The organism is Desulfobulbaceae bacterium (assembly GCA_013792005.1).
Classification (GTDB): domain Bacteria; phylum Desulfobacterota; class Desulfobulbia; order Desulfobulbales; family VMSU01; genus VMSU01.
On sequence record VMSU01000182.1, the window covers coordinates 1 to 15,472 of the forward strand.

Below are 15,472 nucleotides of genomic sequence, written 5' to 3' on the forward strand. Positions count from 1 at the left end.
CTGTGTAGTTACGAATATTGTTATCTGTTCCTTGTGAACCTAACCTAAAGGATGTACATTAATCGTCACAACATGAACGTGACTTAGCACAATGGCAATCGGACTAAGTCATCACACGTAGACAAATATTCCAACCGGACTCCTCCTTCAGACATACGAACATGGACCAGCCACACAACGACACTCATCTCAAATCAATGGGCTACATCCTGTGGCTCTTCGGTTTTCTCGGAGCCCATCGTTTCTATTACGGCAAACCTGGGTCAGGAACCCTCTACTTCTTCACTCTCGGCCTGTTCGGCATAGGTTGGCTTGTCGATCTCTTTCTTATCCCGGCAATGGACCGCGAGGCAGATTTTCGTTTTCGCAGCGGCAGATTGAACTATTCCCTCAGTTGGGTATTGCTGACTTTTCTCGGCCCTCTCGGTATCCACAGGATGTATATGGGGAAATGGGTAACAGGTATTCTCTATCTCCTGACCGGCGGCTTATTTTTAGTCGGTTACCTCTACGATTTCTGGACCTTAAACGATCAGCTGACCGTCATTCATGCCCAAGAAGGCGATTAAGCCCAGAACGCCCTTCCCCACAGCAGATTGGTCCACCCTCCGTGACTCCTCCTCGCATTGATGCTCACCTCCACCTGCCACCTGTAGGTCCTGCAGGGGAACATCTTTTTACCACCGCCCATGAGGCAGGAATCGGCATCCTGGCGGTAAACAGCACCTGCGAGCAGGATTGGCCGACAATCATCCATAGCGCCCGCCACTGCCCGGCAGTAAAACCCTTCCTCGGCATCCACCCTTGGTGGGCACACGAGGTCATCGTGGGATGGCAGGAACGGCTACTAGCTGAACTCGCCAACACCAGTGCCGGCATTGGCGAAATAGGGCTTGATGCCCTTGCTTCCGCGTCCCCGCTCGTCCAGGAAACCATCTTTATCCCCCAACTTGAAATGGCAGAAACCCTGGCCCGGACGGTGACCATCCATTGCTGCCGACGATGGGGACGCCTCATCGACTTGCTGAATGCCACCTGCAAAAAGCGCTCAACAGTAATTATTCACGGATTCAATGGTTCTATGGAGATCATGCGCCGCCTGCTTGACATCGGGGCCATGCTCTCCTTTGGTCCATCCCTGGCGGACCCTTCCAGAGTCAAAGTTCGGCAAGCTTTCCAAAAAGCTCCGCTTGACCGGATACTTTTCGAAAGTGACTGGCCGCCAAGGGTGTCAGCCAGCAACAATCACCCTGGCCAAAATGCACAAGGGCTCCCAACACCCGAGATGATTCTCTCTAACCTCTACTCCGTTGCTGCCACGCTCAAAGACATTAGCCCCCAGCAACTTCAAACCATGGTATGGAACAATGGACAGATTCTTACGCATTGAACGGCTGCTCGGACCCGAGGCCTTTGCTCGACTGAGAGACAATTTTGTCACCATAGCGGGATTAGGCGCCGTAGGCGGCCATGCCATGGAAGGGTTGGCCCGCGCCGGCATCAACCGCATCCGTCTGGTCGATTTCGATGTGGTCCGTACCCACAACATCAACCGCCAAATTATAGCGCTCGAATCTACAGTAGGCACACAGAAGGTAATTGCGGCACGCGACCGGATCTTACAGATTAACCCGGCAGCACAAGTGGAAATCATGCCAACCTTCATCGACCAGCACTCGGTGGGCACAATCCTTGACCCCAAGCCCGATCTGCTGATCGACGCCATCGACATGGTTGGGCCCAAGGTTGAACTCCTCGCCGCCGCCTTCGCCAGAGGCATCCCCATCATCTCATCCATGGGCGCTGCCTTAAGGACTGACCCAAGCCAAATCAAGCTCGCCGACCTTATGCAAACCAAAAAATGTCCGCTGGCCAGGCGCATCCGCAGACGATTGCGACTACGGGGCATCGAGCGCGGCATTCCATGCGTCTTCTCTACCGAACCCGTCGATTTCACATATGAAGAACCAGAGCAGGAGGTTGGCAACGAACACCTGTTGCCACACCAACCGAGCCCCCGTCGAGTCCTGGGCAGCCTACCCACCCTGACCGGAATCTTCGGGTTGATCATCGCCAACCAGGCCATCCGCCAGCTGTCAGGCCTTCAATACAAATCGTAACCTGCCATATTCCTATACCTAAAATACCGTCGGTCTTTATTTTGATGCGTGCACGACCTTCCCTTGTAGGCTATACTGCCGGCGCTTTTCACCTTTACCTTCACCCACCTAACTAACGACCACGACATCACAACTATGAAAATAACCGTAAAAAAGTATACAAAAAGCACAAAAACAGACTTACTCATCTATTGCCTGCCGCAAATCACCGACCCCAAAACAACCATCTTCCCCGGCCCACAATTCCTGGCCGATTCAGTGCAACGAGCACACTCCGCGGGTGACTTCACGGCAAGAGAAGGACAAACTCTGCTCTGCTACCCCCCCCTTGACGCTACGACAAAACACCTTGCCACCCGGCTTCTGGCGGTAGGTCTTGGCAAAGAGGAACTCAACCGAGAATCATTTCGCAAGTGCGGAGGCACCATTGCTTCCGTTGCCCAGAAAACCAAAGCGGCGCGAATTACGGTGATTGTACCAGAAGAGCTTGACTTCCCGCTCCAGGAGATGACTCAATCCCTGGTTGAAGGAGTTATTCTAGGCAGCTACACCTTCACCAGATATAAAACCGTGGGCGAAGACGATGATCCTCCTCATCTGATTGCTGAGTCCGTCTTCTCCGCAACCAAGCTCAAAGAGGCCGCTATTGCTGCCGAGCGTGGAAGACAAGGGGCAATAGCAGCCTGCCGGGCCAGGGATATGGCCAATGAACCCGCCAACAACTGGACACCAGACCATTTTGCACGCTACGCCAAATCATTAGCAAAAGAATATAAATTAAAATGCACCGTGTTGGGCAAAGAAGAACTTACCCACCTAAAGATGGGTGGAATCATTGGCGTCAACCAGGGATCGTCAACCCCACCTAAGTTGGTAATCCTCGAATACCGGACCAAAAAGGACGCCCCCACGCTAATGCTGGTCGGCAAGGGTTTGACTTTTGACTCAGGAGGCATCTCGATCAAACCCAGCCAAGGGATGCATGAGATGAAGTATGATATGTGCGGTGGCGCCGCAGTGCTCGCCTGTATGGAGGCCGTGGCCATGGAACGCCCGAAGCAACTCAACATCATTGCACTTGTGCCTGCTACAGACAATATGCCCGGGCCTAGCGCGCTGAAACCAGGAGACATTGTCACCCAATACAATGGCAAAACGGTAGAGATCATCAGCACTGACGCGGAAGGCCGCCTGATCTTGGCCGACGCCTTGGCCTACGGCATCGAAAAATTTCAACCTGAAGCGGTAATTGACCTGGCCACTCTGACCGGCGCGGTGATTATCGGCCTTGGCCATCATATCAGCGGCCTGATGAGCAATGACGACACACTGAGCGCCAAAGTTGAACGGGCCGGCAAAGAGAGTGGCGAACCGGTCTGGCGCCTTCCTCTGGGCAAGGAGTACACGAAACAGCTCGAATCAAAAGTAGCCGACCTCAAGAATGTTGGCGACAAAGGGGCAGGAACAATTACTGCGGGGGCCTACCTTCAGGAATTTATCGACAGCACCCCTTGGATCCACCTGGACATCGCTGGCACCGCCTGGAATTTCACGGAAAAATCCTATGTCCCAAAGGGCCCGTCCGGGATTGGAGTCCGCTTACTGCTTGAAGTGATCAGAAATTGGTAAGAGGGAAAGAGGAAGATGAAGGAGAAGCAAGAACACGCCCCTCCCTACTTGACAGCCAAGACCATGCCGATCTTTTTATCCTCATGGCATAAGTAATTCAGCAGCCAATTCGTAAGAAAATTCACCAACCCATCCGAATCAATCGTCTTCCCGTAACTACCGACCGGGGCGAGAGGAAGAAGAAGATCTTCGCTGTCCCTGAGAACGGTAAGGAGATGACCGTCGTTGCCCCCCCTGCTGCGGCTTAGAGGAGGAAGATTGAGACGAGGGTTTGCTGACTCCTTTAGGTGCGGGGACAATAAGGGCTTCGTCCGGCTGAACACAATCAAGTTTTCGACCAATATACGTTTCAATTGCTGGCAGATAGAAGGCTCCATCCTCATCTGCAAAACTGATGGCGATACCATCATGCCCAGCCCGCCCGGTACGGCCGATCCGATGGATATAATCCTCAGCCTCATACGGCAACGTATAGTTAAAAACATGACTGATGCCATCAATATGAATACCCCTTCCTGCCACATCGGTAGCCACCAAAACCTTAATCTGACCACCACGGAAACGTTCTAGGGTAGTCATTCTTTTTTTCTGGGCCACGTCGCCTGAAAGCATATCACAACTGATACCGTTACTGATCAGTCGATCTGTCAACCGCTGGGTTTCATCCCGACGGTTGGTGAATACCAGAACCTTATCCAAGTTCTCGCCCACAATCATGTTGTAGAGGATATTGTACTTCTCTTTGGCCGTAGCCAGATAAACGATCTGCCGGACCGTGTCAACAGCCACCTGCTCTGACGCCACCTCCACGTTAATCGGATTTACGCACCACTGACTGGCCAGATGTCGAACCTCGGGAGTGATGGTGGCAGAGAACATCAGGGTCTGCCGTTTTTCCTTAGGCGGGGTGCTGAATACGATCTTTCTCACATCAGGGATGAATCCCATATCCAGCATCCGGTCAGCCTCATCAACCACCATGACCTCAACTCTAGAAAGATCCACCACTCGACGACGCTGAAAATCAATTAAACGGCCTGGAGTCGCCACTACGATGTCAATTGGCCCCCGCTCCAAGACCTGCTGCTGCTTCTCATAATCCATGCCCCCAAAAACGGAGGCCAGTTGAAGCCCGCAATACTTAGCCAAGGTCTCACCATCCTTGGCAATCTGGATCACCAACTCCCTGGTCGGAGCGATAACCAGGGCCCTCGGTTGACCATTCTTTTTGTTACCGACTTCTGGGTCGGCCAGCAGCCGGGTCATGAGCGAAATCAAAAAGGCCGCGGTCTTCCCGGTCCCAGTCTGCGCCTGGCCAATGGCATCAAGGCCGGAGAGGGTGCCAGCCAGAGTTTTGGCCTGGATTGGGGTGCAATACTGAAAGCCAAGATCAGCAATGGCGTGCATGATCGTAACCGGCAGATCAAAATCATGAAACCGACTCTTACCCTCGGCAGGAACCACCTCAAATGCACTCACATCCCAGGATTCCTTATCTGTTGATTTAACCGGTTTTGGCCGACGATACCTAGGCTTTACCGGGGATTGCCGGGGAACTTCAACCTCTGGCGCTGAGGACTGAGCAGGTACGGACGGAATAACTTCTGAACTTGGTATCGGAGTATGCGTAATTCGGCTACTCGAGCGTTCTAAGCCTTTTAATGAACTGCGGACAAAAGAAATAATTTTTCGTAGCATGATTTCCTGATTGGGGAAGAGAACGGCAGATGATCATCGTTCGTTGATATGGAGGGGAGGGAAAAACAGATTGTGACACGTTGCTCATTGTCTTACAACGTTACCCACTGGTTGTACAGGAAAAATCACGGTTTGGGCCTCGATTTCAGTATTTGACCACCCTCTATGCCCTTGAAACTGTCGCCTGAAAAGCACGATTTCTGCCAGCTTCCTTCGCCCGGTACAGCGCCGTGTCCGCCGCCTTCAAGACCTGATCCGGAGCCTCTCCATGTTCAGGAAAAGAAGCAGCTCCCAATGAAATAGTCACTCGAATATCATGTCCATGATAAGTTAGCCGTAAATCTGTTTCAACTTTTGACCGAAGCAGCTCTGCTCGAACAAGGGCTTGCTCCGGCGGGGCGCCAAGCAAAATAACAACAAACTCCTCGCCGCCAAACCGACAAACCACATCCTCTTTGCGAACATTCGCAGACAGAACCTTACCCAATTCGATCAGAACGAGATCTCCCGCCTCATGACCATAGGTATCATTAAATTTCTTAAAAAAATCGACATCAAGAATGATCACACCAACCGGATGCTTGGTCCGCTCATAGGCTTTAAATTCACGAGACAGCGTTTCTTCCATGTAACGCCGATTGAACAATCCCGTCAGACCATCGCGCACCGAAAGATTCTGGAGCCGCTCCCGGAGTTTAAGATTAGCCATAGACATAGCAAGATGATCCGTCGCCGACGCAACCAGCCGCTTCTGGTGTTCAAACTGGCGATCATCCTTACAGCACTCTTTGATATTAAGATGAAGCATCCCCATGACATCATTCTGGGCAAAAAGAGGGACACAGAACGAAAGCCCGTGCTCGCCAGGGACATAATGGTCACAGACAGCCTCGCCCTCCAACCCTCTTAACTCATGAATTCTGAAATTGCTAAAGGCCAGGCAATCATCCTTGGCCACCGTGGTTGCTAGCTCAGACCTCTCTCCCCATTGAATAACTAAGTCGAAAACGTTCTCCACCCCACCGGCTTGAGCCATGTACAAATAACCAGAAGATTGCGGGAAAAGCGCTGCCATGGCCTCAGCGGCCACCGGGTAGGTCTCCTCGACCCCATAACACGCCTGGAGCCTCTCAGCCATACGGTTCAACTCGGTCACCTCATGATTATGCTGTTCCAGTTGCCCCACCGTTAGCAAAAGCTCTTGATTGGCGCCATCAAGTTCCTGGGTGCGTTCCATCACCTTATGATCCAACTCATCGATATTGTCTTTCAAACGGCCAACCATGGTGTTAAACGTCTTAGCCAGAAAACTGATTTCATCTGTGCCCTCAATGTCACTCCGTGCCGACAAATCACCTTCGGTAACCAGACGCGCAACCTGGGACAATTTGCGGACTGGGAGCAACAACCGCCCCATCATCAACGACACCACCACGATAGAGAACAAGACAACAATAGCTGCCAATAACAGAATTTTATTCCGCAGGACATCAGAACTCTGATTAAGCTCATCAGTTTTAACCGAGGCGACAATGTACCAGTCAAAGCCCTCCACATGCCTGACCCAATTGATCTCCTCATGGGGCTGAACATTAGCGCCATAACTATCCCCGTCCATCGTGGTCGTCACAATGAGTTTGTGGTCTCGGGTATTACTTGCTGCGATCAGGTCCTCCACCAATTTGTTCTTGGTATTGGGGTTAATGATCGCTGACATATCAGTATTCTCCAGGTTGGCATTCGCATGAATAATGACATTATGCCAAGAGTCGAAGATATACATAAACCCCGTATCGCCGATAACAATCCCCTTCAGGATAACTCGAAGTTCTTCGATCATCTTCTCCTTACGAAGCAGTATTTCCGCCTCCAGATCATCAACAAAAACCTCGGTGCCGATCACCCACTCCCACGGAGTAAACACCCGGGCATAGGCCAGCTTTTCCGCCGGCAAATTATCGTTTGGTCGCTGATCCCAAAAGGTATGATATCCCTCTTCCTGCTCAATGGCCTTTTGAATCAGGGGAGTGAGCATGTAGTTACCAAACACGTCCCGGGCCTCGGAAAAGTCTTCCATATTTTTTTTTGGATCAGGGTGGGCAAGGTAAAAACCATTGTAATCAGCCACCCAGACAAAGTCGCCAGAGCCATATCGAAAGGCCCTTAACTCTTCCAAGGCGCTCCACTGGGCCTGGTCCTCGGAGATCAACCCGTTTCGTACCTGATCAGTCTTATTCTTCAGGTAGGCGTCAGTAAAAAGGATGATGTTCTTGAGTTCCCGGCGATGTGCGCCAGTCACCGTTTTTCGATGGGCCTCCATTGCCAGATAGTTGGAGGTGATCAGCGATTGAATATTGGCCAGATTGGTCTGCACCGACTTCTCTTCCAGGGCATAGACCTTGGTCTTGATGAAGGGAACAGCATAGAAATAGACCGCCATCGCGAAACCCAGCATCGTTATCACGATGGGGGCAAGGAATCGCCGGAACAGTGGGGAAGTGAAAACACTCCCCAAGTCTTGACTTTGCGGTGTGGCCATAAACTGATGATAGCGGGGTAAAATTCAAGGTAATCTACCGAATGAACCATCTTACAGGATACTATCGGCATAACACAATTTTTTTTCAACCAAACGGGAGAAAAAGTAACCCAGTGGAATTGGTAAAAAATTCCTGATGATCTGGTAGATATTTTAACGGTCAGCCTGATAGCAAAGGTAATCGTAGGAGTTCAATTCAAGGGATGCAGGATGTATAAGAGTCGTATAATAATGCTGATATCGTCCGAAAATAATTTCCTCCTTTCACTGGATCACCACGATATCAAACGGCTTTGCCCTCAGATCAATCTCTGACTCAAGCTTCTGAGTGGAAAGATCGATCACTGTTACCAAATTGGCTGAGCCATCAACCGCATAAAGCCAGTTGCGAGCAAATGAGATAGCCATCTCACCGGGAGATCCACCGGTAGCAATCTCCTTAACAACAGTCAACTGATCAGGCCGCAGCACACTTACACTGCCTCCCTGCGAATTTGCCACGAAGAGGCTTCGCTCATGAAACAGGATGCGACTCGGCCCAAGACCAACATGTTGACGCAACGATGCGCCACTGCCCATACTATACATACCCACCGTGTTCGCTCGACTTTCAGCAATGTAAAGATTTCCGTCATACTCTGCAATACCTTCAGGATTAGTGCCAACAGCAATCGATTGTCGAACCTGCAACGTCATTGGGTCAAGAAGCACAACTTTCTGCGACTGGGAGGAGGAGACGGCAACAATCTGACTTTCTTCTAAAAAAACACAATAATCAAGCCGATCTCCCAAGCGGATCTGGGCAGCAAGACTCCCGGTATCGAGATCAACTCGAAACACCATCCCAGTGGCCTGATCGACCAGATAGGCATTGCGTCCAGCCGAGTCAATCGTCATGAGCGACGGGCGAGTCGCCATCGGAATCCGAATCCGATCTCGAACCTTGCCTGAGGAAAGCTCCACCGCCACGATAGTGGCCTGATCCTCTGCCAATACATACAAAATATTTCCTGCTTTACTGGCATGAAGAGAAGTCGGGGCGCCGAAAATACCCCATGATCCGCAAATACGATTCTGATCAGTCCTGATAATGTAGACGGTATTGATTTCCGGACAACTGACAAAAGCCAGTTCTGTGGTCAAGGGAATATGCTGTTCACTGACACCGAAGGCAGGAATAAACTGCGGGGCTTTGATTACTGATGCGGCAATATCCCAATGCAGAAACAAAGTGACACTATCGCCTTCTTCAAGAGATACTACCTTGGCAAGAGGATATTCAACCGGCTGAGATGGTGGCAGGAGAGTAGTTTCCCGACCATCCTGCTCGACCACAACCTGAGTAATCCGAAAACGAACCCGTTGATATTGACCGACCGGCGCCTGAACGCGATCAAGCAACGCCCCACGAGAAGCCTGTTTCGAGGTGAGAGTCAACGGTTGGGAGAGTAACGATACCCATTGCCCGCCAGCAGAGACCTCAATCGCCTCCATGTCTACTCGCACCTGATAATTCTGATCGCCTCCTGAGCTGATCAGACATAATGACACTTGGGGTTGGGATGAGGAAAGAGAGGTGGTAGCAATCAATCCCTGCTCGCCGCCACGCTGAGTTCCGACCGTAACACAGGAAGTAAGGGTGATGAGCAGAAGAACCGACAAGAGAGACAAACGACATGAAAGAGAGTCAAAGAGTATCATAAGATTTGCTTGATAGAGTTTGGTGGATCTTGCCAACTTCACAACTCATGCCTCAGCAAAGTACCCAAACTCACTTCGAGTTTGTTAGTCTTTCGAGGTATGACATTTTGCACAGCCTAAATACCCTGCTGCACCACGGTAATCCCAACGCATACTGGCAAAATAGGGAGAGGCATGAGCCCGGTGACAGGAGAGACACATCACAATACGGTTACCGGCCCCGGACACGGAAGTGGTCGCTGTAGAATGCTGAGCCTCGGTCAGGGTGGCACTGGCCACCGGGGCGGCAGTCAGATAGTTGTAACCACTATATTCCCCAGTATTGCTCATCGAAATATCCACAGGATGCCGAATCCAAGGACTGGCAAAGATGGCCCCAGCTACCCCGTCTGTCACACTAGCGCCACTATGAAAGATACCATGGCACTCGGCACAGAGATAGCTCATCGTCTGGGTGTCTGTCGGAGCGTCACTACCTCGGGCCACCCCGTAATAGACATTATGATTATTCGCAGTTTCCGCCTCATAGTCAGCATCCTCATATCCTTTGATCTGATAGAGAAAACGATAGCTGGTGCCTATGGTAGCTCCCGTGGCTTCTTTTCCATGAACAGCATCGGTTGGATGGTTGTGGTGGGCACCAAAAATGCCCGTGTCATTATGCTCACCATGACAGCCCAAAGTACCAGCGCAACCCAACTGATTGGTGGCGTCGATCGTTCCAACCTGCCCATTGGCATTGAAACCGGTTGTCCAGCCTGGTGGAGTAGTCACCGTGTCATCAGCCCCACCCGGCAACTCCTTAGGATTATGCCCATTACGCTGGTTCGTGACATCTGAGTACTTAAAATTACCACCGGCCAGTTCCATAACCCCTGCGGTGTAGACCATAGGGACGGCGTTGGCAGCGCCGGTATTAATTCCATTATGGCATCCCAAGCAGGTATTGTTTAGCAGATAGTCCTGAGGACCAAGTGCCGTAAGCTCCGTGGGAGCTAATCCGACCTGGCTGAAATGCATAACATGACAACTATCACAAAGACCAGTGACGCTGGCGCGAACCATTGGCGACCATAAAAAGCTCCAGGCAGCGACAATAAGTATGAGAGTCTTATTCACCATAACCACCTAAATCATTAACGTCCATGCGTCTCACGGTTGAAACACACTGACCCTGCCATTGCCCTCATCCACCACACATACCCTGCCCCATGGATCGGTCTGAATATCAACAGGATAGGAGAGGCTCCCCTCCTTATGCCCTGATCCAAGATAACGGCCAACCATACGGCCATCAGCATGGTAACGGACCACTGTCCCCGCATGACGTTCGAGGACCAACAAGTTGCCATCCGAGGCCAGGGCTAACGAAATTGGAAATTCAGGGGCCGGAACCAAGGAGATCTTTCTGGTCAGAGAGTGTGTTTTATCAAAGACATGGACCTCAGAGCCCAACATAGGCAGGGCGAACACCAAATCTCCCTTGATAGAAAAATCGGCATACCCTGCCTGACAATCGGAACAATTCATCCGGTCGCTCACCACCAACTTCTGATCAAGAATAACAATGTCCCCACTGGCCTTGTCAATCACATAGAAACGATTATCACTGATCCTCAAACGTTGAGGAAAGATTGTCCTCCCGCCATCTTCCAACGTATGAGGCACAACCGCCCTGGTTTTGACATCAATCTCGGTAAGAGAGGCCTTGCCCTTCTCCAGGACAAGCAACCGTCCATCACCTTGCTTGGTCATGGCAATCGGCTTGTCCAAGGCCCCCCCGGCAGTAAACGCGTGGAGCAATTTACCCTCTCGGTCAAAAGAAACCAGACGATTATTGCCGCTGTCAGTCACGTAGTAGCGTTCCGCCTGGGCATCGACATACAGACCCATCGGAGCGGCAAAAGCGCCTGACGTCTTGTCAACCTGCAACGAGAACAAAAACTTCCAATCCGGCCCAGCAGCCGAGACAAGACCAGCCTCAACCAAAAAGATAGCGACAATGAACGTAATATTCAGCGTAATTTTCATATTTTTAATCTTCAATTATAACTGCTCAAGTTATCGGTTTGCGGTTATCAATTAACGGTTAATGATTACATATAAATATCACGAAAAAAGAATGAGATATTATCAGAGTGTCAGTTAACCGTAAACCGCTAACTGATCACCGTCAACCTGGGATCATTATCAATAGTTATGACACTGAACGCAAAGTTCCTTCTCTCCGCTCATCTTGAGCTGATAAGGGAAATCCGTCCCTTTAGGGTCGTGACAACTGATGCAGGTCATCATCTGACCGTTGCGGGGATCGAGAACTTTCGGACCCACAGGATGGCTGAATTTCCCCTGGCTTTCATGGCACCCGCTACACACCGCATTGCCATCCCCCCTGAGCATGGCCGGAGCATCACCACCATGAGCGGTGTGACACGAGACACACTCGTTACTCTTCTGGTGACGGGACGATTTCCCACTATGCCGGACAGCGGTATCCTGATGGCAACGCAGACACACCACCCCTTGAGTCCCAGCCAAGAGCATTCTGTCATTACCAGCATGAGGGCTATGACAAGAAACGCAGCCGTTGCCGGAAGCATCATCGGTCAAGTGGCTATGGATCAGCAGATAATCCTTTTTAACCTGCTCATGACAGGACAAGCAGACTTTGGTCGGCACCGATGATGCCCCCCCCTGATGACAAGTGTCACAGCCCTGCTTATACGGCGCGTGCAAGACCTTGCGCATCATTGCCTTCGAATCTCCGCCATGGGGATCATGACAGGTCAGACAGCCCTTAATCTTGATTGAAAATGAGTGCCTGCCGCGAACACTCTCGGCTGTATGACAGGGCAGACAGAGCCGTTCGTTATTGTCTTTGAGCAGCTGCAAATTATCTGATCCGTGGGCAAAATGACAGGCGCCGCACTGCCCCTTCTTGAACGGCGAATGGGGAACACTATAGGTCTTAACCTGTTCTTTATGGCACGAAAAACAAGCCGCGGCAAGATTTGTGGGCAGAAGATCAACCGCATCCGAGGCATGAGGGGCGTGACAGCCAAGACACCGCCCATCACTGTACGGCTGATGCATAAATCGCTTCTCTTGCTTACCCGAGACATGACAGCGCAGACAAAGTTTACTGGCAGATACCGGCAGCAAACGATCATAAGGGGCTGCATGCAAGTTATGACACGCTGAACACGGCTTCTCTTTGACTGGCTGATGCACAACCCGCCCCTGAAATGACTTTCGTTCATGGCAGGTAAAACAGATATTGTCCTTCAGTCCAACGGGCTTAGAGATACCCGTGCCGCCCGCATGACAGGTCTGACACTGACCCTTGGCAAAGGGAGAGTGATTTATTGTATACAGAAGTTTCTCCCCGGATCCGCCATGGGGATTGTGACAGCGGTGACAGCTATCTCCTCCCGGCAGGATCCCTTTATGCTTTGCCGCCAGTTCAACAGGATTCATCTCATGGCACTCCTGACACAGGGCGCCCACTGCTTTTCTGAGCAGGCTCGACCCGACAGAGCCATGCCCGACATGACAGTTCGCACAGCCATCAACCGCCGCTTGATGGGGTTTACCCTTCTGCCAAGCTTTGGCAATCCCTTCATGACATCCGAGGCAGAGGGTGGGGTCAGGTTTAATCAAGTTATTGGCAACTATTGAGCCATGGGGCGCATGACAGGCAGTGCAGGCGAGCTCTGCAAACGGCTGGTGAACACTCTTCTCTTTCAACTTTGTCTTGGTCTGCTGATGACAGTCCAAACAGATCTGTCCCACCTCTTTATCGGACATCCCTTGATGATCCCCGGCATGGGCATTGTGACAATGCTGGCACTTGCCCTGAACAAAAGGCTGATGGCGGTTGGTATCGCTTTTGGCGCTGGGATGACAGCTCAAACATAACTTCCCTCGCTCAAGAGACTCTTTGAGCATAGCCTTACCAGGGCCGCCGTGGGGAGCATGACACTGACTGCATTGGCCGTCAGCAAATGGCCGATGCAGACTAATCTTCGCTTTCTGGCGAGCTGTCTCCTTATGGCAGGACAGGCAGAGCGAACCTTCGTTGCTCCGTAGCAAACGTCGAGACCCCGAAGAGTGTGGCTTGTGGCAGAAGAGACATTTACCTTGACGGGCCGGAGCATGGGTCATTGCCTGTGCCGATCCTTTACCCTTAGTGTGACAAGGCAGACAGATCATATCCTCCCCACCCTTGACCAAGGCCTTCCGCTCAGAGGTGTGGCCACTATGGCAGGCTAAACAATTTCCCTCTTTGCTGGGAGCATGTTCCGAAACTGCCTTCACCTTGACCATATCAACATGACAGGACAGGCACAGTTGAGCAGCAGGTTTTGCTAGCATTGAAGCAAACTCACTACCGTGGGCAGCGTGACAACCAAGACATTTGCCATCTCGATACGGCTGATGAACCTGACCTGTAGCGCCTGAACTTTTCTTATGACAGTTGAGACAGAGGGTATTGGCCTCTTTTTTTACCGTGATAGCCCCGGCTGCTGCCCCATGACATTGTTGACACTGCCCAGAGATCACTGGCTGATGCATGGTACTCTTGAGTAAACCAGGGGTATCTGAACTATGCGGGTTATGACAGCCACTGCACCCTCTGACAACAGGAAGCCCCCGGTGTTTTGTAACTATTTCCGGGCTTGCCGGGTCATGACACTGACGGCAGAGGGTCTCCTCCTTCTGGATCAACAGCGTTGGCTGATCTCCGGCATGAGAGACATGACACAGGGAACAACCCTCAGCCAAAGCGGCATGCACATATGTACGGCTAAACGGCGTGCGATCGTGACAGCTAAAACACAAATCCTGTTCGGGCTTAGAGAGCAATCGCTGATTAGGGCTGTTGTGAGAGGCGTGGCAAACGCTGCACTTGCCATCAGCAAAGGGCTTATGAGTTGACACTTTGCCGCTTTGCTTGCCTTGAGACTGATGACAAGTCAAACACAAGGTCGGGGCCTTGCTCCGCAGCTGAATCCCGCCGATCAAGCCATGCGGAAGATGACAGGCCATGCAGTTGCCTTCAGCTACCGGACGATGAACATTGCCACCCTTAAATTTAGCCTCCATTTCAGGATGACAATCAAGACATCCTTGCTTCGGTTGCTGACGCGTCCCACCCTGCCTCCCTGGCCCACTACTGGGCATACAGGCTGAAAGAAAGACTAAAAGCATGGGAACCATCACTAGAAACTGTCTTGTCATCGTTATGCCGTTCCTTATTTACTCATATATATTCGAAGCTGCCACACCACTTACTTGCAGCCTCATTCCTGTAGGATTATAGAAATAGACCGAAAAATTTGTAATCGTTCACCAGAAGCGTTGAACGTGAGGATTTCACCGGACTGTAAACGTTTCGCGGGTGCCTCAGCCGGAGTCTCCCTACGGTCACTTACCTGCGCGATTTATATTGACCCGCTTCGTCGGTCAATAAAGCGGCCTGCTCATGTGCTAGTTGCACATGAGCAGGCCGCTGACAGCTAAGCGTAGACTGCGAAGCAGATGGGGTGCCCGGTGAACGTTTACAAAAATTTTCACTCAGCAGGGATGGTAGTTGACACCTTTGGCACAAGCTCTTTGGCAAGCGCCACCCACACTTCATCATTGATTGTCACCGTAGACCGTGAACTCAAAGCATCAATCAAGGCCTGCTTACGTTTGGCCTTTTTATCGGCCAGAATCTTATCCTTGATCGACTGAGCCACCTGCTCGAATGGCACTGGGGCTCCGGCCTTTCTCTCATTAA

11 protein-coding genes are annotated in these 15,472 nt (G+C 51.3%); 4 read left to right on the forward strand and 7 right to left on the reverse strand.

Annotation, left to right across the window (positions count from 1 at the left end; genetic code table 11):
* Positions 1 to 161 precede the first annotated feature (161 nt).
* The 4 genes from FP815_11675 to FP815_11690 all read left to right on the forward strand — a co-directional run bounded on the left by FP815_11675 (position 162) and on the right by FP815_11690 (position 3,749).
* Positions 162 to 569 carry a TM2 domain-containing protein gene (locus FP815_11675; protein ID MBA3015592.1) on the forward strand — a complete coding sequence of 136 codons (408 nt, stop codon included), beginning with the start codon at positions 162 to 164 and terminating at the stop codon, positions 567 to 569.
* Positions 452 to 1,390, forward strand: coding sequence for a hypothetical protein (locus tag FP815_11680; GenBank protein ID MBA3015593.1), 939 nt, complete (start codon positions 452 to 454; stop codon positions 1,388 to 1,390). Before FP815_11675 ends, FP815_11680 begins: the two co-directional genes overlap by 118 nt.
* Positions 1,368 to 2,120: a tRNA threonylcarbamoyladenosine dehydratase gene (locus FP815_11685; protein ID MBA3015594.1), complete on the forward strand. Its 753-nt coding sequence runs from the start codon at positions 1,368 to 1,370 to the stop codon at positions 2,118 to 2,120. Before FP815_11680 ends, FP815_11685 begins: the two co-directional genes overlap by 23 nt.
* Positions 2,121 to 2,255: 135 nt before the next feature.
* Entirely contained in the window at positions 2,256 to 3,749 is a 1,494-nt protein-coding gene (locus tag FP815_11690; GenBank protein MBA3015595.1) for a leucyl aminopeptidase, read from the forward strand.
* A gap of 156 nt (positions 3,750 to 3,905) precedes the next feature.
* Here FP815_11690 and FP815_11695 read toward each other — a convergent pair whose 3' ends face one another.
* From FP815_11695 to FP815_11725, 7 genes are all read right to left on the reverse strand, one after another.
* Positions 3,906 to 5,447, reverse strand: coding sequence for a DEAD/DEAH box helicase (locus FP815_11695; protein MBA3015596.1), 1,542 nt, complete (start codon positions 5,445 to 5,447; stop codon positions 3,906 to 3,908).
* 163 nt (positions 5,448 to 5,610) lie between these two features.
* The gene (locus FP815_11700; GenBank protein ID MBA3015597.1) at positions 5,611 to 7,986 is read right to left on the reverse strand and encodes a diguanylate cyclase; all 2,376 of its coding nucleotides are present in this window, start codon (positions 7,984 to 7,986) and stop codon (positions 5,611 to 5,613) included.
* A gap of 264 nt (positions 7,987 to 8,250) precedes the next feature.
* Positions 8,251 to 9,687, reverse strand: a complete 1,437-nt coding sequence (locus FP815_11705; GenBank protein MBA3015598.1) for a hypothetical protein — start codon at positions 9,685 to 9,687, stop codon at positions 8,251 to 8,253.
* A gap of 84 nt (positions 9,688 to 9,771) precedes the next feature.
* Complete coding sequence (locus tag FP815_11710) at positions 9,772 to 10,809, reverse strand: cytochrome c3 family protein (GenBank protein MBA3015599.1); 1,038 nt, start codon at positions 10,807 to 10,809, stop codon at positions 9,772 to 9,774.
* Between the two features lie 30 nt (positions 10,810 to 10,839).
* Positions 10,840 to 11,718 (reverse strand): hypothetical protein, encoded by an 879-nt coding sequence (locus FP815_11715; GenBank protein ID MBA3015600.1) that lies wholly within the window; start codon positions 11,716 to 11,718, stop codon positions 10,840 to 10,842.
* A gap of 159 nt (positions 11,719 to 11,877) precedes the next feature.
* Complete coding sequence (locus FP815_11720) at positions 11,878 to 14,928, reverse strand: hypothetical protein (GenBank protein ID MBA3015601.1); 3,051 nt, start codon at positions 14,926 to 14,928, stop codon at positions 11,878 to 11,880.
* A gap of 332 nt (positions 14,929 to 15,260) precedes the next feature.
* Positions 15,261 to 15,446 carry a hypothetical protein gene (locus tag FP815_11725; GenBank protein ID MBA3015602.1) on the reverse strand — a complete coding sequence of 62 codons (186 nt, stop codon included), beginning with the start codon at positions 15,444 to 15,446 and terminating at the stop codon, positions 15,261 to 15,263.
* Positions 15,447 to 15,472 lie beyond the last annotated feature (26 nt).

Coding starts and splice junctions, on each gene's coding strand:
- FP815_11675 (MBA3015592.1), top strand. CDS start 162: ATGGACCAGCCACACAACGACACTCATCTCAAATCAATGGGCTACATC.
- FP815_11680 (MBA3015593.1), top strand. CDS start 452: ATGGGTAACAGGTATTCTCTATCTCCTGACCGGCGGCTTATTTTTAGT.
- FP815_11685 (MBA3015594.1), top strand. CDS start 1,368: ATGGACAGATTCTTACGCATTGAACGGCTGCTCGGACCCGAGGCCTTT.
- FP815_11690 (MBA3015595.1), top strand. CDS start 2,256: ATGAAAATAACCGTAAAAAAGTATACAAAAAGCACAAAAACAGACTTA.
- FP815_11695 (MBA3015596.1), bottom strand. CDS start 5,447: ATGCTACGAAAAATTATTTCTTTTGTCCGCAGTTCATTAAAAGGCTTA.
- FP815_11700 (MBA3015597.1), bottom strand. CDS start 7,986: ATGGCCACACCGCAAAGTCAAGACTTGGGGAGTGTTTTCACTTCCCCA.
- FP815_11705 (MBA3015598.1), bottom strand. CDS start 9,687: ATGATACTCTTTGACTCTCTTTCATGTCGTTTGTCTCTCTTGTCGGTT.
- FP815_11710 (MBA3015599.1), bottom strand. CDS start 10,809: ATGGTGAATAAGACTCTCATACTTATTGTCGCTGCCTGGAGCTTTTTA.
- FP815_11715 (MBA3015600.1), bottom strand. CDS start 11,718: ATGAAAATTACGCTGAATATTACGTTCATTGTCGCTATCTTTTTGGTT.
- FP815_11720 (MBA3015601.1), bottom strand. CDS start 14,928: ATGACAAGACAGTTTCTAGTGATGGTTCCCATGCTTTTAGTCTTTCTT.